The following is a 23862-nucleotide window of genomic DNA, read 5'->3' on the forward strand; positions in this document are numbered from 1 at the left end:
ATATAACGAACGGAGGCGGACGAATGGACAGGATGAACACACAGCCTAAGAGTAGAAGCATCTGGAAAGTCGCCAGCCTGCTCCTGCTGGCTGTTCTCTTGATCGCGGGATGCTCCGCTAGGCAGGGAGCGGCGGACCATCCTGCGCCTTCCGCTAGCGAAGGTAATGGAAGTGGCGGTCCGGGGGCAAACCAGGGGGAGGCGTCACCATCCACTCCTGAAGCGCCGGACACACCGGAGACGCCGCCCGATCCAACAGCCGAGCTGCTTGCCCAGCTAAGCACCGATGAGAAAATCGGCCAGCTGGTTCTGGTGGGCATGGAGGGGACGAAGCCGGACGACGTGACCCGCTCACTTATCGAAGAGTACCACGTTGGGGGCTTTATTTTTTATAAGGACAATATCCAGGACACAACGCAGGCGCTCGAATTGTTTAACGGCTTGAAAGCCGCGAATGCGAAGCAGCCGGTGCCGCTGTTTATGAGCGTTGACGAGGAAGGCGGGCGGGTTAGCCGAATGCCGGGAGAACTAGCGAAACTGCCGACCGCACGTAAGATCGGGAACACAGGCAGCGAAGAATTGGCCGGACAAATTGGCGGCATCCTGGGCCGTGAGCTGGCAGGCTTCGGCCTGAACCTGGACTTCGCCCCGGTGCTTGACGTTAACAGCAACCCGGATAATCCGGTGATCGGGGATCGGGCATTCGGCACGAAGCCGGAGATCGTCAGCCGTATGGGCATTGCTGTTATGAAGGGGATTCGGGAGCAGGACGTCATTCCGGTCGTGAAGCATTTTCCGGGGCATGGCGATACTTCCGTGGATTCACATCTCGGGTTGCCGGTCGTTGAACATGATTTGGCCCGGCTGCGGAAGCTGGAGCTCGTGCCCTTTAAGCAGGCCATTCAAGAAGGGGCTGACGTCGTCATGATCGCTCATCTGCTCATGCCGAAGCTGGATTCTGAGCACCCGGCTTCCTTTTCCAAGGCGGTGATTGATGATTTGCTGCGGAAGGAGCTTGGATACGAGGGGACAATCATTTCCGATGATATGACGATGGGCGCCATCGTCGAACATTACGATATCGCTGACGCTGCCGTGCAGTTCGTTCAGGCTGGCGGGAATATCGTGCTGGTCGGCCATGATCATGAGAAGGAGAAGCAGGTGATCCAGGCGCTCCGTGATGCGGTCAACTCCGGTAAGATATCGGCGGAAACGTTGGACGAACGGGTTTACAACGTACTGAAGCTGAAGGAGAAGTATGCCCTCATTAATGATTCAGCGCCGGGGCCTGATACGGAACAGTTGAATCGTGATATCGCCAATACCTTGAAGCCTTACGGATTATGATCCTTAACACTTTCCGGGTGGTACTGGTACCGGTTCAAGTCAATCCGGCCGCCCGGCAGAACTTCTACGCCTTCCGCTTCCAGATTCCAAGTCTGTTCCTGCACCGCTGCTTCCTCCTGCAAGGCGATTTCTCCCTTCCCGTTGACTACCCGGTACCAAGGTAAACCGTATTTGACACTCATGCTGTGAAGGATACGGACGACCTGCCTGGCCGCGCGGGGACTTCCTGCGGCGGCGGCGATCTGACCGTAGGTCATCACTTGTCCTTGCGGGATGGCGGAGATAATTTCGATGGTTCGTGCGGTGAACGGCTGCATGGGCGAAAACTCCTTATTCAAACGATAGGATCTATACCGTTTTTATACCACGCCGACGAGACAAGTTCCAGTCTCCATACAATGAAGACTGGAGCTTAGAGCTCGCTGCGACGGTAACTATCCGCCAGCCTGAATCGTATACTGACCATAAGGCAGACGGGAGGAATGAGTTTGCAACGGTGGAAAAATCTTGGTTATCCGGACAAATGGATCTTATATGTAATCTTGTTCATCTTTACAATGATCGGAATGAAATACGTCATAAGCACGCGGCTGCCCGAAGGCGGACGCCCGCCTTACCTGTTCCTGATTTGGAACGCCTTTTTGGCCTGGATTCCGCTGGGTCTGGCGGTGCTGCTCGATCTGATCAGCTTGTTAACCTCGCGGACGGCTAAGCTTGCTTTAAGCGTGCCGGCGGGGTTATTGTGGCTGTTTTTTTATCCGAATGCCGCCTATTTAATCACCGATTTGCTGCACCCGTTTAACCGCTATCCGATTGCAGCGGGTACCCGGTTTTGGGAAGACATTTCGTTCTGGGACCATCTCTTTACCCTGCTGTTTACTGGATTACTGGGATTGGCGCTGGCTTCGGTATCTCTGGCATCCGTGCATCAGTTGGTACGAAAAGCGGCTGGCCGGTTGGTGGGCTGGGCGTTTGCCGTTACCGTACTATTGCTTAGCAGCTTCGGCATTTATCTGGGCCGCTTTATCCGCTGGAACAGTTGGGATTTGCTAAGGCATCCGGGATTTGTGCTTCGGGAAACGGCTGCTTATTTTACCGATGCCGCTAACGTGGAGCATGCGCTGGCGTTTTGTAAATGGATTTTTCTGATCACGTTATTCTGTTATGTGGTGCTTTACGGGTATGGGAGAGTACATTGCTTATCGGAGCGGACCCAAGGGGAGGGGACATGACGGACATGAAAGAGCAGCTGCTGCAGCGGTTTCCAGTGCTGGAGAGCGAGCGGTTGATCCTGCGGAAGCTTCTGCCGGAAGATACGGCGGCGTTACACCGCTGCATGTCCGATCCGGTGGTACGCGCATTTACGGAGATCAATCCGGGTAAACTGCTGTTCCCGGGTCGCTTGTACCGCTATTTCGAAGACTCGTACCGATTTCTGCGGGACTTGCATTTTGCCGTGATCCGCAAAGGAGAAGGAGACTGGATCGGACTCTGTTCGCTGCAATATTGGGATGTAGAGGGGCATAAGGCTCGGCTCGGCTATCTGATCTCCCCGGCTCACTGGAACCAGGGGTATGCGACCGAAGCGGTGAAATGCGTAATGAATTTCGCTATCGACACGTTGGGGATTAGTTGCCTCGAAGCCCGCTGCAGTGCGGATAATCCGGCATCGGAACGCGTCCTGAAGAAATGCGGCCTGCGGGAGTCGGGTCACCTCGCTACGCCAGGAAGAAGGAGTGAGGGGACGCCGCTGAAGAGGTATCTCTTTGAAAGGAAGTTTCTTTGAAACGGAAGTGATAGCTTTTGTTACACAAATGAAATATAGCTGTGATCAAACCCTAATAGAAAGGGGGTACACTTATTACATGACCCCCTTTTGAATATATATTTTCTCTTGGAACCCGGAGCGTGAGACGTCGGGTTCTCTTTTTTTTGCTTATAGAGGAACGGTGATTTTCTGTTTGTTCTTGAAATACACCCATTCGTGAAAGCCGATTTCCTTGAGGCGACGGGCGACTTGTTCCCATTCATCGCCAACCCGCAAAGGGGTGTGTGCGTCGGAACCGAAGGTCACGGAAACGCCAAAATGCAGCGCCCGCTCGAGGATCGAATCGTCCGGATACCAACCGCCGCTTAGCTTTGTTTTCCCGGAGGTATTAATCTCGATGGCGATTTGGTGCTCCGCAATCGTTCTCAACGTCTCGTCAATCGCCTGCGCGGCCGGAATGTCGGTAAATGCCGGGTAGTTGCCCTTCATCGCATCGATATGGCCCAGAATTTGAAACAACCCGCTGCGCGCCGACTGGCGGATCAGATCGTAATAGGTTTCCTTGCTGGCCACTTTCTCCTCGCGGCTAAGGCCCTTCCAACGATTCTTGTTGAAGATGCTTACCTCTCCGACGCTGTGCACCGACCCAATCACGTAATCAAAGGGATACTGGTTTAGCGTATTCCGGTATGCGCCCACGTGTTCCGGGAAGAAATCCGATTCGATTCCCAATAAAACGTCGATTCGGCCGGCATATTCTTGCTTGAGCTTCAACACTTCTTCAACGTATCCGGCAAAAGCTTGTTTACCCATGGCGATCCGGGGAAAAGGCTGGTCTTCCTCATGGCCGAAGTAAGGCGTATGGTCACTGATGCCGATCACCGCTAGTCCGGCGGCGAGGCCGGCTTCGATATATTCGCGGATGTTCCCGTCGGCATGGCCACAACGGAAGTGATGAGTATGAAGATCGAATTTCATCGGGTGTCTGCTCCTTTCTGGTAGTGAGGACTTGTCGCATACTTCTGCCCGCGGCTTATTCGGAGCTGATGAAATGCGTTTCCGGCATGCCTTTCAGGTCACCGAGAAACTGCTGCATCGCCGAATTGATGTAACGGCTCGATTTGTATATGACACCAACCGGATGTGTCACTTCAAGCTCAGGAATCGGTACCACCTTTAGCGTACCCTGTTTCAGCTCCCGCAATATCGATTGACGCGAGATGATCGCGGCGCCCAGATTAATTTCCACCATCCGTTTGACTTCTTCGCTGCTGGAAAGCTCCATGACGATGTGCGGCTCAATGTCGTGCTGTCGGAAGACCTCGTCGATAAAACGACGCCCGACCGTATCGGGCGATAACATGATGAGGGGAACGTCGCGCAGCGACTCGAGGGTGGGTGATGGGTTGCCCGCTAAAGGGTGCAGCGGCGAGACGACAAATTCGAAAATATCGTAATATAACACCGACGAAAGCACTTGAGGGTTGTTTTCAATTAAATACCCGATGCCGATATCGACAAGTCCCTGCTCTACGTTTTGATAAATTAAGCTGGAGGGCATGGATTGAATGGTGGTTTTGATCAGAGGGAACTGGTCTTGAAAATAGGACAGAATTCGCGGCAAAATCTGAATCGCGATGGATGTGGTGGTCCCTAGCACGATATGGCCTTGCGGGGTATGTTCCATGTCGGATAGCTTCTGCTTGAGCTCCTCGACGATATCCAAGATACGCTCCGCCTGATCAAGAAACACCTGTCCCCGATCCGTCAGGGTGACCGGTTGGTTGCGGTCGACCAATACGGTGCGGAACTCGTCCTCGAGGCTTTTGATTTGGGCCGATACGGCTGGCTGGGTTAAGTTGAGCAACTCCCCGGCCTTTCGGAAGCTTTTCGTTTTAGATATGGTGATCAGCGTCTCCAACTGACTAATATTCACCAGAAGGCCTCCTTTCTTCCCGTTCCTTGGGAAATCGCCGGATCCGGCAGTTTCCTCGTGATCTAATAATTATAGGGGATGTTCCTTTACTAAATCAATGATGCGTCGTTTGGCTTTCTTCGACAATACTTACAGCGTAGAGTTCGCTCGATCGCCATCATTCGATTTTTAATGACTTATGAATAGGAATAAAGTATAATATGATTTAACTAAAAGCTGGGTCTAATGTATCGTAAAGTTATTCTCCTAGTGAAAAGGGGCGCATAATTTTGAAAGCAGAAGTCATAAATCCTTTTCTTGAATCCGCGCGTTCGGTCATACAACAGGTTGTTCAAGTTTCTCCTTCCACCGGGAGTATGGGGGTCAAAGACGTAATACCTGTGCAGGATCATATATGGATTCAAATCGGCATGACCGGCCACTTTAGTGGTATGGTTGTGTTCGGATTGCAGGAAGCCGTAGCACTTCGCATCGTTTCGGCGATGATGGGCGGTTTCGTCCTGACGGAAATGGATGAGATGGGACAAAGCGCAATTTCCGAGCTGGGCAACATGATCAGCGGCAATGCCAGCACGATTCTGTCCAACCAGGGATTTGCCGTGGATATCACGCCGCCGCAGATCATTAAGACGGAGAATGCAACCGGAATGGGACCGCGCAAGGCGCTTTGCATTCCGCTGTTGATGGATGGGATCGGCGAACTGGACATTCAGGTGATGATCTCTTAAGATAGGGGCAGTTCTTGAATTTGCTTCGTGATCCGAGGATGACTTTTGAACTACTATTTACATAAAGGTTCAAAAAGGCAGGTTTGGAGCACCGAGAAGATTGGATGAAGCTAGGGAGTGAGTAGCGGAGCGTAGGGAAACCTACGTGAGCAACGGAGGGACCGGCTGAGTTCAAGATTCGATGTTGATTAACTTCCCTGAGACGGCTTCGTGATCCGAAGATGACTTTTTGAATTACCGCTTAAATTAAGGTTCAAAAAGGCAGGTTTGGAGCACCGAGAAGATTGGATGAAGCTAGGGAGTGAGTAGCGGAGCGTAGGGAAACCTACGTGAGCAACGGAAGGACCGGCTGAGTTCTAGATTCGATGTCGCTTAGCTGCTCTGAAATTGCCTCGTGATCTGAAGATGTCTTTTTGAACTACCTCTGAGGGGATGTTAGGGAAATGTCGTTAGAGGGCAAGGTTGTCGTCGTCACCGGCGCATCCAGCGGGATTGGCGCGCTGGCGGCGCAGATGCTGTCCGAGCGCGGCGCAGTGGTCGTCTTGGCCGCCCGAAGTGCGGACAAGCTGAAACAAGTTGCCGCAAGGATGACTGGGCCTTATCGGGTGATCGAGATGGACGTTGGCAGCGATGCTTCCGTAAAGGAAGGATTCGAACAGATCCTGACCGAGTTTGGAAGGGTCGATGTCCTGCTGAATAATGCGGGATACGGCAAGTTTGAATCGCTGGACCAAATGCCGGTTACCGAATTTACCGAGATGATGAACGTGAACTACATAGGGATGGTTCGATGCACGAAGGCCGTTCTTCCTTCCATGAAGGCAGCCCGTGCCGGACGTATCGTTAATGTCGCTTCGATAGCCGGCAAGATCGGCACGGCCAAATCGACGGCTTATACCGCTACCAAGCATGCGGTCGTTGGCTTCGGCAGCGCGTTGCGTCAGGAGGTCCGGGAGTACGGAATCACAGTATCCACGATCAATCCGGGACCGATCGATACGCCATTTTTTGAAATTGCGGATCCCAGCGGGGGTTACGTCAAGAATGTGCAATGGATGATGCTGAAGCCGGAGCGTGTCGCTAAAGCAATGGTGAAGGCGGCGGAGAAAGGCACAACAGAGGTCAACCTGCCTTGGATCGCCGGGGTAGGGGCCAAGTGGTACCAGATGTTCCCCCGCTTGGCGGACCGCTTAAGCTATCGGATGATGAATAAGAAATAGCCTGCCTGCGAAGGCAGGCTTTTTGTTTGCGGATCGGTACTCTTGGGAGATGGGCCGTTAATCGCTAAAAAATGTTGGTTGTAAACAACCATTCGGAAAAAGAGGGGCAACCCATTTCCGGACCTCGCTAAATTGAGGTATTGATTTGTTGTGACTCATACTTATCGCATATAATGAAAATATTGGTATGGGACAACACGTAATATGAAAATAAAGGATGAAATTTGAAATGACAAAAACAACATTTGCCGGTCTTGGAATCGGGGAGCAGTTGGCGGCAGCTTTGCTGGACTACGGAATATCGGAGCCGTCGCCGGTTCAAGCCGAGTGTATTCCCGCGGCGTTGGAAGGCCGGGACGTCCTGGCTCAGTCGCAAACGGGAACCGGGAAAACACTAGCTTATCTGCTGCCTTTGCTGCAGCGGGTGACTCCCGCGGATAAAACGCTGCAGGGGTTGATTTTGGCCCCTACCCAGGAGCTCGCGATGCAAATCCAGCGGGAAGCAGAAAAATACGGAGAACCGCTAGGCATCCAAACCCAGGCGCTGATCGGCGGCGCGGCCATCAAAAGGCAGTTGGAGAAGCTCAAGCTGCATCCACAGCTCGTCGTGGGCACACCGGGACGCATCCGCGAAATTTTGGCACTCCGTAAGCTGAAGCTGCACACACTGCGCACCGTCGTCGTTGACGAGGTGGACCAAATGTTCCAGCTCGGTGGTACGGCGGATGTGGAACATATCCTGCGCGGGACATTACGGGATCGCCAGCTGATGTTTCTTTCGGCGACGATCAATCCGGAAATTCGGGCGTTGGCGGCGAAAGAGATGAAGGAGCCGCTGGAGGTCGGGATCGAACCGGAGCAGCGCACGTCCAAAACCTTAGAGCATCTTTACTTCGTTTGCGAAGCACGGGACAAAATCGATATGCTGCGGCGGATTGTGCGTCACTTCGAACCGGAGCGTACGATCGCATTCATTAACAATACCGATCAAATCGCTGAGGTCGAAGGGAAGATGAATTTTGTCGGCCTGAGCGCCGGAGCCTTGTACGGCGATGCCGACAAAACCGCTCGCAGCCTGACGCTGAAGCGATTCCGCGAAGGCAAGATCCGCGTGCTCGTGGCGAGCGACGTCGCTGCGCGCGGACTGGACATTGAGGAGCTGACCTTGGTCGTAAATCTCGATCCGCCGATCGATGCCGAACATTACGTTCACCGAGTCGGCCGTACCGGCCGGATGGGCCGCAAGGGGCTAGCGGTGTCGATTATCGCCCCGCAGGAGGAGTTCATCATGCGTAAGTTCTCCCGAGAGCTTGGCATTGCAATTGAACCTAAGGCGCTGTATGGCGGCAAGCTGGCAGATGCCGGGGCGGTTATCCCTGGCAAGCGAACTCGTCCGCCTGGCAGTGGTAAGACGGGGGCTGACGAAACAACCCGTCGCGCAAGCTCGCCGGAGTCCACACGCCGCGTTGCTGGGGAAGCGGATGGCGGACGGGCTGGCAAGCCCGCTCAAATTTCCGGCAAGCTTGGAAGCCGTGCGGCTTCAGACAGCGGCGGACCACGGAAGGCTTCACCGACCGCCGAACGGAAGAAGGAGCGCCTCCAGGACCGGAAGAATAAAGGGGCTCCGAAATGGTTGAAAAATAAGCCGCCGCGGAGTTAGGCGGATCGTGGGAGGCGTTTGGTTTGAATGACAGTGAATTGCCCGTTTTGCAGGTCGAGGAACTGAGCGGAGGTTACAGCTTGGGGCGGCCTGTGCTTCACGATATCACTTTCGAGGTGAAGCCGGGTGAAATGGTGGGGCTGATCGGGTTGAACGGGGCTGGTAAAAGCACGACCATGAAGCATATCCTTGGGCTGATGACACCGCATCATGGCGAAATTCGGATCTCCGGTAACTCGCGCAGCGAAGCACCGGAGGCTTACCAGTCGCAACTGGCTTTCGTTCCGGAGTCGCCGCTGCTTTATGAGGAACTCACCGTTCGGGAGCATCTGGAATTCGCCGCCCGGGCATACGGCGTGGAGCCGGGAGCCTATCGGGAGAGGGCGGACCGTCTGCTGAAGCTGTTCCATATGGAGGAGAAGGCGGACAGCCTATCGGCTCATCTCTCCAAGGGGATGAAGCAGAAGGTGATGATCATGTGTGCATTCGTCGCTAGGCCGCCGCTTTATGTCATCGATGAACCCTTTTTGGGATTGGACCCGCTTGGCATCCGGTCGCTGCTGGATTTCATGTTGGAGATGAAGCAAGGCGGCGCGTCGATCCTGTTAAGCTCGCATATTCTGTCGACGATCGAAAATTACTGCGATCGCTTTATCGTCCTGCATCGGGGGAAGGTGCTAGCCCAAGGAACGTTGGCTGATATCGGGGAGCGGGCCCAAGCGTCGGGAGTTTCGCTGGAGCAGATTTTCTACGCCTTAGTGAAGGACGGCGAATAACGATGGAGCTTCGAACGCTGCGGAGTCGGCGAAAAGCGGCCTTCTGGGGCAAAGTGCTCCCGTTTTTGCCCTATGTGTTTCAGAGCGGCGTCGCCGTGCTGTTGCTCCTGCTCATGATTGCCTTTTCGGCTTGGTATACGGCGTTTCTTCAGCAGATACCGCCCGGCTTGCCGATTCGTTGGATTTTGCTCGCGCTATGGGGCCCCCTGACCGTGTACGCTGGGTTTCGAACCTACGCGCAGCCGGCGGATGTCATTTTCCTGCTGCCGCAAGAGACCAAAATCTCTGCGTATTTAGCTCCGGCTTTTCGGAACGGACTGATTTATAAGCTGATTGGACTCTATATCGTGGTGTTGCTGGCTTGGCCGCTATATCAGCGAAGCGGCGGGATCATCCACCCCTTGTGGCTGATGATGCTCGCATTGCTGCTCCTCAAGGCATTAAGCTCCTATGGGGCTTGGCAGGAACTGCGAATTGCGGGGGCACGGGCCAGAGCCGGGTATCGCTTCCTCCGATGGTGCTTTATCCTGTTGATGACCGCAGCCTGGATCTGGCAGCCGGCTTGGAAAAGCGCCTTGTTTATGGTGTTGGTCGGACTCAATTACGCTTTAGTTTTACGGTTTCCGATGAAACATAAGATCCCCTGGGACAACCTCATTGCCGCTGAACGCTCGGCGGCTGCCCGGGTGATGCTGGTGCTTGGTTGGTTCGTGGACGTGCCGGCAGAAGGCCAGAAAGTGATCCGCCGCCGCTGGTTGTCCGGCATCGGAAACGGGATCCCCTGGAAGCCAGCAGAGGCCTATCGGTATCTGCTGGTCAAGACGTTCGTTCGCAGCGAGCTGCTCGGCATCGTGCTACGCCTGACGCTGCTCGGCATGGTGCTCGCCGGTTGGAACGACAAGTCCTGGTTGGGGCCGGCACTCTATTTGCTATTTGTGTTCCTGGCAGGTACGCAGCTGGCTTCCTTACGCCAGGAACATCGCGATTCGCCGGCCGCCTCCTTCTACCCGCTGCCCGTCGGCGCCAGGAAGACGGCTGCGCTGCGCCTTAGCTCGCGCCTACTGCTTGCGGTAACCGTGCTGCTGTGGCTGCCGATGGCGGTAATTCCGGGCGGGGATGCCATCTTGACGTTTGGCTCCTTGGCCGCAGGCCTCTTGCTGGCATTTGGCATGCGTTCCGCCTGGACGCGGAAATGGCGTGACGAGAATGATGACGAATAACAAAACGGACCGATTCCCGACAAGGGAAACGGTCCGTTTTGGATTGAAGACGTTTAATTTATTTTCTTATAACAGGATGGAACGGCTAACGATAACCAACAGGATAAAGAGAACCAGGATCACGCCCGTGCTCGTGAACAGGCCGCCGTAGCCGCCTCTTGTATCTTCAACTCCGCTCATTTTCATTCCCCTTTCCCATTCAGGCGTAGTGTGATCGTACACCGTATAGTATGAGAAGGGGCGTCCGCGTGCGTGGGCCATCGTGCCTTTTCCCGAAGGGGAAGGCGCCTATTTGCCTTGCAGGTCTTGTACGCCTTGGTATATCAGATCAAACAATTCCTCCAGATTCTCCTCCGAGATGCAGGAGAAGGCAATCCGCAGGTCGGTATCGCCGAGTGCGATCGTACCGATGCCGTACTGTTGGATCAGATGCAGACGGAGCGACTCGGCTGCAACGGTCTTGAGCTTGAGACACATGAAATAGCCGGAATTGAACGGATAGTATTCCCAAACGTCCCCGTACTTGCCGCTGTCCAGCAAGGCTTTAACCTTGTTGGCCCGGCCTTTCATGATCCGGAATTTTTCTTCTTTTTGAACGGCGAATTCCGCTGATTTTAATGCATGCAGCACGAACGTCTGCGAGGGGTGAGCGCCGCTGGATATGGTGGCGCGGATGATCCCCAGCGTTTTTTGTTCCAGTGCGGCCAGCAAAGCCTGATCCTCTGCCGCATAGGTGATAAATCCGACACGGAACCCCCAAACATATTCTTCCTTCGTCGCACCGTCCACCTTAATCGGCAAAATGCGCGGATGCAGGCCGGCCATTTTGCCGAATAATGATTCCTTGAGCGAGTCTTCGAAGAACAAGCCGTAATAGGCATCGTCGGTGACGACGACTACATTAATCCCTTCTTCCGCAGCCGCTTGAATCGCCGCGACGATCTCGCCGCCTTCCTTGGCGCCCGGAGTATAACCGGTCGGATTATTCGGGAAGTTCAAGATGACGACGGCCTTGCCTTTCCCTTTCTGAGCGAGCAGGGCTTCCTGCAACCCGGCGCTATTGAAGGTCATGTCATCCGTGAATAGCGGGAAATTAACGATGTCAGCATGACGACGGATGCCGAAGGTGAGCTCGTAATTCTCCCAGTTTTTGTCCGGATAAATGACGACATCGCCTTCATCGACGAACAGGTCGGCGACGATGCTGAGCCCGTGGGTCAGCGCGTTCGTCACGATCGGTTGGCCGAAGCTCTTACCGGTCAGCGACGGGTTCTCCTGGATCATTTTTTCGCGCCAAACGCTACGTAGCTCGGGTTTACCGGCGGGCGGGGCATAAGGGTACAAATCCTGCGGTTTATAGGCGGACAGCGTGTCCTGAATAGCCGCCAGATGCATCGGACCGCCGTTTTCGATGGCAATGCCGATCGTGGCGTTGTATTTTTTGGCGTGGGCCGAAGCTTCGGCAGATTGGCTCAAAATGCCTTCCTTCGGGAAATAAATTTCCTTGCCCAGCGTCGACAGCATGTCATACACGTGCCTGTTGCCGGATTTGACGCTCTCGTTTAACTGCTCCGCGAGTGGGTTCATCTCATTCATCCTTCCAAATCGGTTTGATATTTTAGGACAGTACCGTCTTAAACTGCCTAACATTATATCATTTCGATCGGGGCGCGTCACGGTGAAATCGCGAGGTTTTCCGCCTAACTTTCATGATGAGCTGGACAGTATTTCTTCATGAGAGCGATCGTCTCCGTATCAAGCTCACCGCCCCGCTGTTCCAGACCGGAGGTAACCGCGGACAACTTCGGTTCCTTCAGGTTTTGTCCGAACTTAAATTTGGCGCTGATCGCTTCCGGTACGATCCGGCATAACGCCACCGCTTTTAGCTCTCCGGCGTAAGTGGGGTCCTGCGGTGTAATCGGCGCATAGCCGCCCTCGGGCTGCAGCTTCTCCATAAACAGAGTGAATGCCTTGGACTTTTCTTCCAGATCATCTACCTTCTCGACCAGGCCGCGCACCATTACGCTTTTGAAATAAGCTGAAGCCGGGCAGGCCTGTTTGGGATCGGTGAAATACGACGGAATGATCGCATACTCCTTGGCCACGGTGAAGCTAACTCGAGGATCGCGGGCGAGGTGCTTCATTTTTTCTCCAGCGAGGCTGCCATGAAAATAGAAAACCTCGCCATCATATACGAAATTTAGCGGCGTGACCCGGCTCCAACCATCCTCGCCCACCGTACCAAGGAACCCGAAGGTCATCTCCTGCAAAAACTCGCGAATTTCGCTTTCTTCCGTCATTCCAAATTCTCTTCTACGCATTGCCGCTTCCCCCTCCGTTTGATTGACTCCCAGCTTACGCCGGAAATTGACAATAAAAAAGAACCAATTTACATTAATTTTAATGGTCCATTTATAAGGGACGAACCTGTACGAAAAAGGGAGGGATGGGGTTGCCGGATTTTACGATCCCGTTGGCGTCGTTTGGCGAGAAATACCGCTACAAATACTTAGCGGTGTACCATGCCCTTCGTGCGGCGATCCTCGACGGCACGCTGCCGGAGGGCACACGCCTGCCGGCAACCCGGGAGCTGGCCGAATTATACGGCCTCTCCCGCGGGAGCGTTTCGCAGGCGTATGACATGCTGCATGCCGACGGCTATGTGCGGACCGCGGTCGGTAGCGGTACGTTTGTCGCTGGCGGCCTGCAGCCGCCGCAAGCAGACGATGGCCCGAAGGCGCCGATCGCGCTGTCCCGCTGGGGGCAGCGCGTGTCAGCCGCGATGGCCATCGGTGGAGATGCAGGCGAAGCGCCGCTCGCCGCAGCGGACGGGCTGGGCGGAGCGCGCACCGCACCGCCGCCGGAAGCCGCCGCCGTCCCGATCTCATACCGGGACGGCGGGCCGTGGGAGGCGCTGTTCCCGGAGGCGGAATGGAACAGCGCCCTCGCCTGGGCGGCGCGCAGCAAGCCCGGCACCGGCTCGGGCGAAGGCGCGGACCCGGCCGGCGAGCCGGAGCTGCGCGCGGCGATCGCCGCGCATTTGCGGCGCAGCCGCGGCATTGCGGCAGAGGCGGAGCACATCTGCCTCTTTAACGGCTCGATGCAGGCGATTACGCTGCTGACCCAACTGCTGCTGGGGGAAGGCGAGCCCGCGGCGCTGGAGAACCCGTGTTACTACGGGATCTCGCGGGCGGTGGCCGCCTGCGGGGGCGTCGTCGTCCCGGCTGCGCTGGACGTAGACGGCATCGTGCCGCGCGACTGGGAGGCGCGGCTTCTGTTCGTCACGCCGGGTCGGCAGTTCCCGACCGGCGCCGTGCTCTCCCACGCCCGGCGGCGCGAGCTGCTGGCGTGGGCCTCGCGGCGGAACGCGGTCATCGTCGAGGACGACTATGACAGCGAGTTCCGCTGGGGCGGCCGCCCGCTGGAGCCGCTCAAGGCGCTGGACCGCGAGGAGCGCGTCGTGTACGTCGGCTCCTTCTCCAAGACGATGTTCGCCGCCCTGCGGGTCGGCTATGCTGTGCTGCCGCGCGCCCTGGTCCGGCCCGTCGCGAGCGCAAAGGCGCTCTACGAGCCGGTGCCGCCGGCGCGGCAGGAGCAACGGGCGCTCGCCCGGTTCATGCGCACGGGCGGCTACGAGCGCCATCTGCGCCGGATGCGGCGCCACTACGGCGCCAAACAGGAGGCGTTCCGCCGCTGCCTGGAACGCGAGCTGGGCGGAGTCTTCCGCCTCCGCCCTGCCGATGCCGGATTGCTGCTGTACGCCGAATGGCGCCGCACACCGGAGGATTACAACGCTTTTCGCGAGGCCGCCGCTGCCCGTGGCGTCCATTTTCGAGATGCTGCCGCCTACCAAATCACGCCAGGAGCGCCTGCGGCCTGCTTTGCTTTTTCCCATTTGGACGATAAGATGCTCATTGAAGGTGTATTTCGAATGAAAGCGGCTTGGGAAGATATTCAAACCCATAGGCTTTAAGGGTATAATAGAGGTGAATAGCTTGTCTTTGATTGAGGTGTAGCGCGAACCTTGCATGGATGAGGCAGAAAAAGGTGCCGTTAGGAATTTTTTTTGGGAGGGAAGGACAATGCTTCACGTTTCACCGTCTTCATTCGAATTGAAGCCGGCATTCGCCAAAATCGTCTGCGAACCCGGGTGGAAATGGCACAAACGGGAGAAGCCGCTGCAGAACTACGACCTGTTCTATGTTTGGAGTGGAGAAGGTACGGTTGTCCTGAACGACCAGCCTATTCCGGTCAGCAAAGGCAGTTGTTTTCTGTTTCGCAAAGGGGATCATACGAGTGCCACGCATAATCCGCAGCGTCCGCTGGTGCTGACGTATATCCATTTCGACGTCCATGAGTCCGTGATGGAAGTCCCAGGCTCTTATCGTGTGCTGGAGGATACGTTGGATTTCGAATACATGCTGTCTCGCTACGTCCGTTTATTCTTAATGAAGGCGTATGCTGCCGAAGAAGAGGCGCAGCTGATTCTCAAGCAGCTGTTGATCCATTTGCTGCGTGAAGAACGCCAGGTGCCGATGGAGAAGAAGGTCAGCAACCAGTTGCATGAAGTCATCCATGAGGTGGCCAATTACGTCTTGCAGCACCCGGGGTTGCCGCACAAGGTGCAGGATTTAGCCGCTCGGGCAGGCTTGTCCCCGCGGTATTTCTCCATCAAGTTTAAGGAAATCATCGGGATGTCGGTACAGTCCTACATTATCAAGTCCAGAATCGACCGGGCACAGCATCTGCTGCTGCATGCCGGCATGAATGTAACCGAGGTTGCCGACGCGTTGGGTTACCGGGACATCTTTTTCTTCAGCCGTCAGTTCAAACAATATACGGGAAAAAGCCCATCGGAAATTCGTTAGTCGGGATATGCCCAACAACCCAACACTTACGAATTCCGTTTCCGTTCACCGCCGAGCTTAAGCTTCGGCGGCTTTTTGCTTAACTGCGTACGTAAAGCTGAACTTTCCTTGACCAAAGTCTAGGAAGCGAACCGGTCCCACGCCTGTGGTTGTTCCGGATCAACTCGGTATAATTCAGGATAGGTGGAAATTTAAGGAGGAAACCTATTTCATGAAACCTACATCCAAAATCGCGTGGTTAGCGGCATCGGCCGTGCTGTTGGCCCTAGCCGCTGGCTGCGGCCCGGCCGAGAAACAAACGCTGCAGCAGCAATGGGAGCAGACGGTGGGAAACACCGTCGATTCGGTGAGTCAATCGCTCAGCGATACTGCGGCATCCGTACAGCAGTCGGTGGCGTTGGCCGCCGGGGAGTGGAAGGACGATCTGACGTTTACGGGACGCTCACACGAGCTTTCGACGACAGGGGAAATCGGCACCACCGGTAAATTGCAGTTGGAGAATGCCGTGGGTCGTCTCGAGATAAAGAAGGGTACTTCCGATCAAATCGTGGTGAGAGCGACCATCCAGGCAGCTGACCTGCCCGCACGCTCGGAAAAGCTGGATCGGTTGTTCGAACAGAGTGAGGTTTCGGTCATCCCTCAGGGGAACGTTGCCCAGGTGCGCGTACACGCCAAGGGTAAATCCGATCAAAACCTGTGGGATTGGGCTCAGAAGGAGCTGCATTTTACCGAATTCCGCATCGATTATGTCGTAGAGGTCCCTGCCGGGATCCAAGAGTTCGAAGTTACGAACAATGTCGGCGAAATCACGGCGAGCGGGCTGACGGGAACGTATCGGCTGACTGGCGATGTCGGGTCAATCAAGGTCGAAGACGCCCGTTTGTCGGGCGAATCCTCGATCACTACGGCAACCGGCAGCTTGAATCTAGGTATTCTCGCGATGGACTCCGGCAGCCGGTTACAGGCTAGAGCCGATGTCGGCAGCATCACAGCGACGCTGGATCCATCAGTAGCCTGCGATCTGGAAACGAGAAGCGAACTTGGGGCAATTCATGGGGTGCCGGAAGGAAGCAGTGAGAGGGGCGGCGGAGGGCCGCTGGTCGCGTTAGAGACATCCATCGGCAGCATCACGGTGCAATAACGGAGAAAAGCCGCCGGGAGAGAAACCGGCGGCTTCAGCAAGCCATTAGCATTTTCCTGCGGGTTTGAAGTGGCCTAGCGCTTCACCCATCCTTACCTTCCGACCGGGCTCGAGACCGGGCAGAGGGGTGAAGGTTCCATTCTGGGTGAGAAGGACGACAGTGGATCCAAATTCAAAGTAAGCAAGATCGTCGCCTTGTTCCCAGCTTTTGGCCGAGGGGTCCGTGTATTGGATGCTGCTGACGTTCATGGCTCCCACTTTGATGAGGGCGATCTCTCCGCAACTGTGGGAAATATAAGTAATCAGGCGTTCATTCCGGCATAAGACCTTCTTCATGTGGCGCATGCCGAAGTCGTTCACGGGGTAGACCCGGCCCTTCACATGCTCGCTTTCCAACTTTTTCCCGGTCACGGGCGCATGAATTCGGTGATAATCAGTAGGACTAAGATAAAGGACAAGGGCATAACCGTGTTTGTACGTTTCTACGCGGGGGGAGCGCGACAGCAGCTCGTCAAGTGTGTAATCCTGTCCTTTGACGTTCAGAATCGTGCCGGTTTGGACCTCGCCCATAAAGGTAATTAGGGCGTCCACCGGACTGATCATCGTCCCTGGCTCCGCGTGCAGCGGGCGCATGCCTGGTTTTAATTTTCGGGTGAAGAACTCATTCAGTGTCCGGTATTCCCGAAGCTCCTTCTCCGCTTCATGGAGCGGAATGCCGTAGGATTTGGCGAAAAAAGGAATCATCGCCCGGCTCAAGCCCGAATGGGAGAACTTGCCCATCCATCGGGATAGCCATTTTCGGGAGGAGAGTTCCGTCATCCATTTCATCCATTTCGCGGCCAAATAGCATCCTCCTAGTCTGTCCGTTAGTGCTGCGTTGGTTTGATGAATTCGTTGCCACTTCCGCTAATCTTGACACAGAACAGGGCCGAAATCAATACAGCGGCCTGTAACCCCGGATGACAAATTTGTACAAATTGATGCTTGATGCCGAGGCTAGGTTGGTGTATGTTAATAACAATCGCATAGGGATACGGGGGCTTGAGCAAATCAGGCTGAGATAGCGGCATATGGCGCCGCGGACCGTTAATCTGATCTGGATAATGCCAGCGTAGAGAATCGATCGTCCGGGATGTCTTGCGTTTTTTACGCACCTCGTGACCTGACCACCGTCTGAGCTTATTCAGGCGGTTTTTTTACGTATGCGATGGGAATTTAAATTGAGGAATCAAGAGGAGAGATGGAAATGTCGGAGGTTATTCAGAAAAAAATGGGCCGCGGTTTGAAGCTAAGCGACTTGTTGGTAACGGTGTTGGTCTCGCTTGTGCTTGGCGTGGTGTACCACTTCTGGAGTTCGGTGTACAATTTGTTCTCGCCCCTGTTCTTCCAGGCGGATGAACTGGTGTACGGGATGTGGTTCCTGGCCGCAACACTGGTATTCCTGCTGATTCGTAAACCGGGGGTAGCGTTGATTGCCGAGATTGCGGCGGCCCATGTGGAGATTCTGTTCGGCAGCGAATGGGGCATTCAGCTCGTTCTATACAGCGTGCTGCAAGGCTTGGGAGCGGAACTGGTATTCGCCGCGTTCCGATACCGGAAGTTCTCCGGCTCCGTCGCAGCGCTGGCCGGAATTGGGGCCGCTGTTGGATCGGTGATTCCGGATTTCTTCTATGGCTACGTGCAGGATTATGAGCCTTGGCTCTTGACTGCCAAATATGCCATGCGCGCGGTCAGCTCTGCGCTGATCTGCGGTTACTTCGCTTACGCCGTGGTAAAAGCCGTAGAAGCGACAGGAGTCACCACCCTGCTGCGGCCGGTTGATCCGAAGGACTACGCGGCGCTGAACGACTGATGCGGAAGGACATGGCGGCCGCAGAGGTGCAGGGGCTGCGGTTGAAGTTCCCCGGTGAAGCCGATTTCGTGTTCAAGGATTTGGATTTCTCGGTTGTGCGCGGAGAACATGTGCTGCTATTGGGCCCCAGCGGATGCGGGAAATCGACGCTGCTTCAGGTCTTGTCCGGCATCATCCCGGACTTGGTGGAAATCCCGATGCGGACGTCCGCGCAGCAGCTCCCGACATCGTGGCGCTTCCTGTTTCAGGACCCCGAGACCCAATTCTGTATGCCTTATGTTGACGAGGAGCTAGCCTTTGCCCTGGAAAACCTCGGCATACCGCAGCCCGAGATGTCCGCGCGGATGGAAGCCGCCTTGGCTGAGGTGGGCCTCGATTTGCCCGAGCTCCACGTGTCGATCGATTCGCTGTCCCAGGGGATGAAACAGCGATTAGCGCTCGCTTCGATCCTGTTGGGCGATCCGGAGGTGCTGCTGCTCGACGAGCCTTCCGCCCTGCTGGACCCGCTGGGGCGCGAGCAAATCTGGCAAGCGATCGCCAAGGTAGCCGAGGGGCGGACCTTAATGATCGTGGAGCATCGGATCGAAGAATTGACGGCGCAAGGACTTGTTGACCGGGTCGTGTTATTCGGACCGGACGGACGGGTACTCGGCGAAGGCGCACCGGAGGTGGTGTTTGACACGTATCGTTCCGCTCTTGTGGAGTTTGGGATTTGGTATCCTGGCGTGTGGGAGGAATACTTGGCCTCGGAAGGCGGCCGTCGCTTGCTTGAGCCGACGGAGAATGTCCGGGAGGCGAATGGGCCCGTCATGGTGGAGTTGAAGGATTTTCGCGGATTTCGGCAAGGACGTCCGGTCATTGAAGTCGGGCAAGCTGCCGTGTATCCCGGCGATTGGATCGCGGTCACGGGACCCAATGGTGCAGGGAAGAGCTCGTTGCTGCTTAGCCTGATCGGTCTGCTTCCGGCAGAGGGCACGTACGTGCTCCAGGGAAAGCGGATGGAGACGGGGAAGCTGCGCCGCCGTTCCCGTAAACGGCAGCTGGAGCGGTCTGCTCGCGAGATCGGATTCGTTTTCCAAAATCCCGAATTCCAGTTCGTCGCGGATCGGGTGGCGGATGAAGTGGCCTTTTCCCTACGGGAAGACGGACTTGGTGTTGAAGCCATCCGCGAACGGGTGGCGGAGTGCTTGAATCGATTTGGCCTAACCGGCTTGGAGGGTCGTCATCCTTATCAGTTGTCGCTGGGCCAGAAACGGCGCCTCAGCGTGGCCGCGGCGGCGGTGCGCGAGCAGCGGCTGCTGTTGCTCGATGAGCCGACCTTCGGCCAGGACGCAGCAAACACGTTCGCCATCCTGCAGTTATGCGAAGAGCTGCGCCGCCGTGGAATAGCCATCCTCATGGTCACGCACGAGGAACGGATCGCCGAACGAGTCGCAACCCAACATTGGGAGGTGCGGGAGGGGCGGATCCTATCGCAGCGGATCACCCCGCGGGCCGCGAACCGTCTGGCGAACGCGGGTACACCGACCGGACCGATTGGACCATCCGAGACTGAGGCGGTGATGGCGAAATGAGGCGGTTCCTAACGCCGAAGCGGCAGACGTGGCTGCACCGGGCGAACCCGGCTGCCAAGCTGGCTTTGATGATCTTGTTGTTTCTGCTAACGTTATTCACCCATCGGCTGGACTTCATCTTTTATCAGGCGATCTTGTTTACGGTGCTGTTATTCCTGTTTAGCGGGTATGAGCTTTGGAAAATCGCCCTGCTTATTCTCCCCTTCGCGTTGATCTTCGCTTCCTCGGCGGCAACGATGATCCTGTTCGGCAAAGGCGAACAGGTTTGGTGGGCATGGGGATTGTTCCGGATCTCCGAGGAAAGCTTCTTCCGAGGGATCCATATCGGGTTCAAAGCGGTGGCATTTGCCGCCGAAGGGCTGCTGTTTGTGTTGACTACGCCGTCGGTTTCCTTGTTTTACGCGCTGATGCAACAGGCGAAACTGCCGCCGAAATATGCGTACAGCTTTATGGCCTCGGTCCGGTTACTCCCCATGGTATGGGAGGAGCTGCTTGTCCGTCGCAATGCGTTGCTGATCCGCGGCGTTCGCAGGCCGCACGGGCTGCCCGGACTCGTCGTCCAAGCCAAGCTTTACGCCGTGCCGCTGTTATCTCAGAGCATTCGCCGGGCGCATCGTGTCGCCGTTGCGATGGAAGCCAAGGCATTCAGCGGAAATCGGCCTCGCACCTATTATTACCGCACTGCTTACTCGCGGTACGATGTGCTGGTGCTCTTGCTCTTGGCCATCGTTGCCGTTGCGGCATATACGCTTGCGGTCGTTTACCCGCCGTTTGGCATCGCGGATGTACGTTACCGTTAATCATCATGCAATGAATCGAAGGGGCTTATTCCCGAGAACCACTCATGACCGGTTCCGAGGTATAAGCCCCTTTGGTATGCTCCAACACCTACTTATTCGGATGAACGTTGAGGTGTAACGTTCCGCTGCTCGGGCTGCCCGAGCAAATAACGAGCGTAGGCCATGGGTTGGCGATAGGAATCTTTCCAAATCTCGGGCAGTCCGGCTTTGCGAAAGCCGTAACGCTGATCACGCCCGTTGCATTCGATAAAGTAAGGACGCCCGCTTTCGGTTAGACCGATGTCTAGCCCCAGGTCGGCGAGGAGCGGCAGTCGGCCGCCCAGGTGGTGCGAGATCGCCAAGGCCAGGTTCTCAACGTGAGCCAATGCCGAAGGAACGCTCCCCTCCGGGAGAGCCTTGGCTAGCAGTTCTTCGGCGGGCAGGGCCTCTCCGCCTTTGGCGATGTTGCAAACGAAGCTCCCTGCGGCGGCGACTTTGGCGAAACGTCCCGTGACACCCCAGTCGCCTCCGCTCCCTCGCTGTACGGTGATCCGCAGATCGATGGGGCGCCCTTCGTACTCCGCCAGCGGAATACGCTCCTGCACCAGATAAGGCGTGCGCCGGAGCATACGCCGAGTCCATGCCGGCAGTTCCCTTTGGTGGAGCCGTACCGTGTTCCATCTCCTCTTGCCTATAGGCGAAGCGTAAGTAAGTTCCCAACCGGTCGACCGTGCGTACTGCAATCGCATGACGCCGTGACCGACGGAGCCGCGGATCGGCTTTAAGATGAGATCAGGATGCCGAGACATCATCCTCCGCAAGTTTTCGGAGGTCAGCGGCATCGCCGCCGGAAGGTACGCCCGCAGATGGGGAGCATTCCAGAGCAGGCGGTGGATGAAGTCTTTTCCGTAACGATTGTTCACGTTAAAGACCGTGATCCCCCGGTCCTTTAGGGATTGGAGTTTTTTGTGAGCCGCGAGTCTGGGATAGAGCGCTCGATTATGGATCACCGACGGCAAAGGCAGCTCTTGTTCTACATATTCGATACCGTTGTATACATACGCGACACAGCGATCCCCTGCCGAATCGATGCCCCCAAGACGCAAGAAAATGGGGATTAATCCGTATTCCCGCGCGGTTTCTTCATACCCTGCGATCCACTCTTGGCCGGTTCTGTGCGTTGGGATCCCTCGGTACATGCTGGAGTTCAGCAAGATTCCGACAGTGTCCTGACTCAAGTGGGTGTCCTCCTTCCCGTGCTTCTTCCTCCAATGTATGTTGTCCCGGGTAAAAAGAGTGGACGACTGTGCTGCGACAGCCGCCTGTTTTCGGGCGATCACCGGGAGAGGCGCGTCTGTGGCAAATTGGGCTCTTCTTCCGTAAAGGTGTCACATTTGCCGGATCGGTTTCGTATATTTAGGGTAATGAAATTAGCGTAACGGGAAGAAGGGAGACTTCACATGGATCGGGAAAAAGTCGCGGTCATCGCACCCGGCGCCCTTGCAGCAACTTCAGGAAAACACCGGCCGGTGGAGAGGGTGCTTGAGCGGATGATTCCTCATGCGGCGGAGCAGTTGCACATTCGCATCTTCGGCATCGCGGACGGACATTTGCCGTCCCAAGGCTGGATCGGCAGCGTCCCCTTTTACCGTCTGCCGGGGGGGCGGAACTACCTGGAGTCGCTGCTGCGGCATCTGCGCAAGTGGCGTCCGGACACGGTGGACGTACACGGCCGGCCGATGCTAGCCTGCCAGTTGAAGGGGCGGCTTCCGCTTTCTCGCGTATTGTTGACCATGCCCTCCGCTCCGGTCTTCTCCCCCTCCTGTCACCCCAAAGCGTGCACCCCACATGTCCTGGAAAGCGTGGACGGCCTGATCGTCAACAGCGAACGAGCCAAGGTGGAGCTACTAACGCATTTCCCCTCTCTGCTCACCCCGGTTTGGGTAAATCTGCCGGGGGCCAACTTGGAGGATCACGTACCGCGCTGGACGCCGGACGGGGAACGGCAACGCCGGCATCGGCTGGCGGAGCTGGGGTGGTCGGACCGGAAGATCATCCTGTTGGCCGGTTGCTTGCCATCGATTGGCGAAGAGAACCGAATTGTCTCGGCGCTCTCCGACGTTTTGAATCGTATGCCGGAGGCCATGCTGATGTTTCTTGCTTCCGACGTCCCCAGTTCGCCGCGAGCCATTCATGAGCTTGCCGCATATTTCCCGGAACGGATCGTTCGTCTACCGGCCGCCCCAACCTGCACGCTAGCGGATGGATATCTCTTGGGGGATTGTCTGGTTCTGTTGCCTGGCGATGAAACGACGTCGATGTTAACCCGTCTTGAGGCGATGGCCGCAGGCGTTCCGACGCTGGATGCCAGCGACTCCCCGGTGGTCGAGTTTGCGGCTGACGGCCTCCTTGCAGGAGGGCCAGATGCGAGTTTAATGGACCGGATCGTTCTGCTGCTGCAAGATGAGGAGGTTAGCCAAGTTTTGGGCCGCGCCGGCCGAGAGATCGTTCGCCGCCATTACCGCTGGGAGCACGTTGCGGACCGTTGGGTGAACATCGTTCGCGCCGGGAATGCTGAGGCTAAGACTCCAACCGCAAGCCGTCGCAGCATAAAGAACTGAACCGGGTCGGTTCACCGACTACGTATCTTCCCCATCGTAGAAACCGGAGGGTAACATAGGATCCGTCCGCAAGGCGGTATTGTATATGAAGAACCGAATACAATCGGGCCATTTCGGTAATTTCATCCGAATGGATCTGAATTTTCATATCTATTCGCCGCTCAGGGGGCATAACGGGAGAAGGTGTAGGATTAACCGAATAGAATTCGGATTTTTGGCCGTAGGCACCGTTCTGTATGCGAAAAATCGAATACCATGGGCGAATGCCCGGTTTTTGCGATGCAGATAAGATGGTGCAAATTGGTGTTACAACTCGTACTGTACGAATAGCCAACTAACTAAAGACCCGGTAAAGCGGGTCTTTTTTGTTTTA

General features: G+C 56.0%; 23 protein-coding genes and 1 riboswitch. Of the genes, 15 read left to right on the top strand and 8 right to left on the bottom strand.

The features are described from left to right. Positions 1–23 precede the first annotated feature (23 nt). Complete coding sequence (gene nagZ / locus IM700_RS10400) at positions 24–1346, top strand: beta-N-acetylhexosaminidase (protein ID WP_239483770.1); 1323 nt, start codon at positions 24–26, stop codon at positions 1344–1346. Here the strand turns inward: nagZ and IM700_RS10405 are convergent. Further along, positions 1334–1663 (bottom strand): MGMT family protein, encoded by a 330-nt coding sequence (locus IM700_RS10405; RefSeq protein WP_193417457.1) that lies wholly within the window; start codon positions 1661–1663, stop codon positions 1334–1336. The two genes, nagZ and IM700_RS10405, sit on opposite strands and share 13 nt — an antisense overlap. 171 nt (positions 1664–1834) lie before the next feature. Between IM700_RS10405 and IM700_RS10410 the strand changes: the two genes are divergently transcribed. Together IM700_RS10410 and IM700_RS10415 are read left to right on the top strand one after the other, a co-directional pair. Next, entirely contained in the window at positions 1835–2578 is a 744-nt protein-coding gene (locus IM700_RS10410; protein WP_193417458.1) for a DUF1361 domain-containing protein, read from the top strand. Then, positions 2575–3132 carry a GNAT family N-acetyltransferase gene (locus tag IM700_RS10415; RefSeq protein WP_193417459.1) on the top strand — a complete coding sequence of 186 codons (558 nt, stop codon included), beginning with the start codon at positions 2575–2577 and terminating at the stop codon, positions 3130–3132. The genes IM700_RS10410 and IM700_RS10415 overlap by 4 nt, the downstream gene beginning before the upstream one ends. 150 nt (positions 3133–3282) lie before the next feature. Here the strand turns inward: IM700_RS10415 and IM700_RS10420 are convergent, their stop codons facing one another. Further along, complete coding sequence (locus IM700_RS10420; RefSeq protein ID WP_193417460.1) at positions 3283–4092, bottom strand: histidinol-phosphatase; 810 nt, start codon at positions 4090–4092, stop codon at positions 3283–3285. A gap of 55 nt (positions 4093–4147) precedes the next feature. Further along, the gene (locus tag IM700_RS10425) at positions 4148–5050 is read right to left on the bottom strand and encodes a LysR substrate-binding domain-containing protein (protein WP_193417461.1); all 903 of its coding nucleotides are present in this window, start codon (positions 5048–5050) and stop codon (positions 4148–4150) included. A gap of 269 nt (positions 5051–5319) precedes the next feature. Between IM700_RS10425 and IM700_RS10430 the strand changes: the two genes are divergently transcribed. From IM700_RS10430 to IM700_RS10450, 5 genes are all read left to right on the top strand, one after another. Beyond that, a complete protein-coding gene (locus IM700_RS10430) occupies positions 5320–5778 on the top strand; it encodes a chemotaxis protein CheX (protein WP_193417462.1) in 459 nt (152 codons plus the stop codon). 443 nt (positions 5779–6221) lie between these two features. Next, on the top strand, positions 6222–6998 hold the full coding sequence (locus IM700_RS10435; RefSeq protein ID WP_193417463.1) for an SDR family NAD(P)-dependent oxidoreductase: 777 nt from the start codon (positions 6222–6224) through the stop codon (positions 6996–6998). A gap of 229 nt (positions 6999–7227) precedes the next feature. Continuing rightward, positions 7228–8658 carry a DEAD/DEAH box helicase gene (locus IM700_RS10440; RefSeq protein WP_193417464.1) on the top strand — a complete coding sequence of 477 codons (1431 nt, stop codon included), beginning with the start codon at positions 7228–7230 and terminating at the stop codon, positions 8656–8658. Positions 8659–8681: 23 nt separating this feature from the next. After that, positions 8682–9434 carry an ABC transporter ATP-binding protein gene (locus tag IM700_RS10445; protein ID WP_193417465.1) on the top strand — a complete coding sequence of 251 codons (753 nt, stop codon included), beginning with the start codon at positions 8682–8684 and terminating at the stop codon, positions 9432–9434. Between the two features lie 2 nt (positions 9435–9436). Continuing rightward, positions 9437–10654, top strand: a complete 1218-nt coding sequence (locus IM700_RS10450; RefSeq protein ID WP_193417466.1) for an ABC transporter permease — start codon at positions 9437–9439, stop codon at positions 10652–10654. A 66-nt stretch (positions 10655–10720) separates the two neighbouring features. Here IM700_RS10450 and IM700_RS23165 read toward each other — a convergent pair whose 3' ends face one another. The 3 genes from IM700_RS23165 to IM700_RS10460 all read right to left on the bottom strand — a co-directional run bounded on the left by IM700_RS23165 (position 10721) and on the right by IM700_RS10460 (position 12975). Next, positions 10721–10834: a YjcZ family sporulation protein gene (locus IM700_RS23165; protein ID WP_213623331.1), complete on the bottom strand. Its 114-nt coding sequence runs from the start codon at positions 10832–10834 to the stop codon at positions 10721–10723. A gap of 108 nt (positions 10835–10942) precedes the next feature. After that, entirely contained in the window at positions 10943–12241 is a 1299-nt protein-coding gene (locus tag IM700_RS10455) for an aminotransferase class I/II-fold pyridoxal phosphate-dependent enzyme (RefSeq protein WP_193417467.1), read from the bottom strand. A 113-nt stretch (positions 12242–12354) separates the two neighbouring features. Next, entirely contained in the window at positions 12355–12975 is a 621-nt protein-coding gene (locus IM700_RS10460; protein WP_193417468.1) for a pyridoxamine 5'-phosphate oxidase family protein, read from the bottom strand. 131 nt (positions 12976–13106) lie between these two features. On the opposite strand from IM700_RS10460, the gene pdxR reads away from it, so the two are divergent. From pdxR to IM700_RS10475, 3 genes are all read left to right on the top strand, one after another. Beyond that, positions 13107–14627 carry a MocR-like pyridoxine biosynthesis transcription factor PdxR gene (gene pdxR, locus IM700_RS10465; RefSeq protein WP_418888774.1) on the top strand — a complete coding sequence of 507 codons (1521 nt, stop codon included), beginning with the start codon at positions 13107–13109 and terminating at the stop codon, positions 14625–14627. Positions 14628–14736: 109 nt separating this feature from the next. Next, entirely contained in the window at positions 14737–15522 is a 786-nt protein-coding gene (locus IM700_RS10470; RefSeq protein WP_155606272.1) for a helix-turn-helix domain-containing protein, read from the top strand. A gap of 211 nt (positions 15523–15733) precedes the next feature. After that, positions 15734–16663 (top strand): hypothetical protein, encoded by a 930-nt coding sequence (locus IM700_RS10475; protein ID WP_155606273.1) that lies wholly within the window; start codon positions 15734–15736, stop codon positions 16661–16663. 45 nt (positions 16664–16708) lie between these two features. Here IM700_RS10475 and asd read toward each other — a convergent pair whose 3' ends face one another. Continuing rightward, positions 16709–17506, bottom strand: coding sequence for an archaetidylserine decarboxylase (gene asd / locus IM700_RS10480; RefSeq protein WP_155606274.1), 798 nt, complete (start codon positions 17504–17506; stop codon positions 16709–16711). A 180-nt stretch (positions 17507–17686) separates the two neighbouring features. Further along, positions 17687–17798, top strand: a riboswitch (TPP riboswitch). 111 nt (positions 17799–17909) lie between these two features. Here asd and IM700_RS10485 point away from each other — a divergent pair. Genes IM700_RS10485 through IM700_RS10495 form a run of 3 tightly spaced genes read left to right on the top strand, consistent with a single transcriptional unit; the run spans position 17910 to position 20889 of the window. Further along, positions 17910–18515, top strand: coding sequence for an ECF transporter S component (locus tag IM700_RS10485; protein WP_155606275.1), 606 nt, complete (start codon positions 17910–17912; stop codon positions 18513–18515). Then, positions 18515–20089: an ABC transporter ATP-binding protein gene (locus IM700_RS10490; RefSeq protein WP_193417470.1), complete on the top strand. Its 1575-nt coding sequence runs from the start codon at positions 18515–18517 to the stop codon at positions 20087–20089. Before IM700_RS10485 ends, IM700_RS10490 begins: the two co-directional genes overlap by 1 nt. After that, complete coding sequence (locus IM700_RS10495) at positions 20086–20889, top strand: energy-coupling factor transporter transmembrane component T family protein (protein ID WP_155606277.1); 804 nt, start codon at positions 20086–20088, stop codon at positions 20887–20889. The genes IM700_RS10490 and IM700_RS10495 overlap by 4 nt, the downstream gene beginning before the upstream one ends. Positions 20890–20981: 92 nt before the next feature. Here the strand turns inward: IM700_RS10495 and IM700_RS10500 are convergent, their stop codons facing one another. After that, a complete protein-coding gene (locus IM700_RS10500) occupies positions 20982–22106 on the bottom strand; it encodes a YheC/YheD family endospore coat-associated protein (protein ID WP_193417471.1) in 1125 nt (374 codons plus the stop codon). Between the two features lie 222 nt (positions 22107–22328). On the opposite strand from IM700_RS10500, the gene IM700_RS10505 reads away from it, so the two are divergent. Further along, positions 22329–23489 carry a glycosyltransferase family 4 protein gene (locus tag IM700_RS10505; protein ID WP_193417472.1) on the top strand — a complete coding sequence of 387 codons (1161 nt, stop codon included), beginning with the start codon at positions 22329–22331 and terminating at the stop codon, positions 23487–23489. Positions 23490–23862: the final 373 nt, after the last annotated feature.

Source organism: Paenibacillus rhizolycopersici (assembly GCF_014947195.2).
Lineage (GTDB): Bacteria > Bacillota > Bacilli > Paenibacillales > Paenibacillaceae > Fontibacillus > Fontibacillus rhizolycopersici.

What these genes read in the sequence shown, in the direction of transcription:
- nagZ (WP_239483770.1), top strand. Translation starts at nt 24, where the DNA reads ATGGACAGGATGAACACACAGCCTAAGAGTAGAAGCATCTGGAAAGTC.
- IM700_RS10405 (WP_193417457.1), bottom strand. Translation starts at nt 1,663, where the DNA reads ATGCAGCCGTTCACCGCACGAACCATCGAAATTATCTCCGCCATCCCG.
- IM700_RS10415 (WP_193417459.1), top strand. Translation starts at nt 2,575, where the DNA reads ATGACGGACATGAAAGAGCAGCTGCTGCAGCGGTTTCCAGTGCTGGAG.
- IM700_RS10420 (WP_193417460.1), bottom strand. Translation starts at nt 4,092, where the DNA reads ATGAAATTCGATCTTCATACTCATCACTTCCGTTGTGGCCATGCCGAC.
- IM700_RS10435 (WP_193417463.1), top strand. Translation starts at nt 6,222, where the DNA reads ATGTCGTTAGAGGGCAAGGTTGTCGTCGTCACCGGCGCATCCAGCGGG.
- IM700_RS10440 (WP_193417464.1), top strand. Translation starts at nt 7,228, where the DNA reads ATGACAAAAACAACATTTGCCGGTCTTGGAATCGGGGAGCAGTTGGCG.
- IM700_RS10450 (WP_193417466.1), top strand. Translation starts at nt 9,437, where the DNA reads ATGGAGCTTCGAACGCTGCGGAGTCGGCGAAAAGCGGCCTTCTGGGGC.
- IM700_RS23165 (WP_213623331.1), bottom strand. Translation starts at nt 10,834, where the DNA reads ATGAGCGGAGTTGAAGATACAAGAGGCGGCTACGGCGGCCTGTTCACG.
- IM700_RS10455 (WP_193417467.1), bottom strand. Translation starts at nt 12,241, where the DNA reads ATGAACCCACTCGCGGAGCAGTTAAACGAGAGCGTCAAATCCGGCAAC.
- IM700_RS10460 (WP_193417468.1), bottom strand. Translation starts at nt 12,975, where the DNA reads ATGCGTAGAAGAGAATTTGGAATGACGGAAGAAAGCGAAATTCGCGAG.
- IM700_RS10470 (WP_155606272.1), top strand. Translation starts at nt 14,737, where the DNA reads ATGCTTCACGTTTCACCGTCTTCATTCGAATTGAAGCCGGCATTCGCC.
- IM700_RS10475 (WP_155606273.1), top strand. Translation starts at nt 15,734, where the DNA reads ATGAAACCTACATCCAAAATCGCGTGGTTAGCGGCATCGGCCGTGCTG.
- IM700_RS10485 (WP_155606275.1), top strand. Translation starts at nt 17,910, where the DNA reads ATGTCGGAGGTTATTCAGAAAAAAATGGGCCGCGGTTTGAAGCTAAGC.
- IM700_RS10490 (WP_193417470.1), top strand. Translation starts at nt 18,515, where the DNA reads ATGCGGAAGGACATGGCGGCCGCAGAGGTGCAGGGGCTGCGGTTGAAG.
- IM700_RS10495 (WP_155606277.1), top strand. Translation starts at nt 20,086, where the DNA reads ATGAGGCGGTTCCTAACGCCGAAGCGGCAGACGTGGCTGCACCGGGCG.
- IM700_RS10505 (WP_193417472.1), top strand. Translation starts at nt 22,329, where the DNA reads ATGGATCGGGAAAAAGTCGCGGTCATCGCACCCGGCGCCCTTGCAGCA.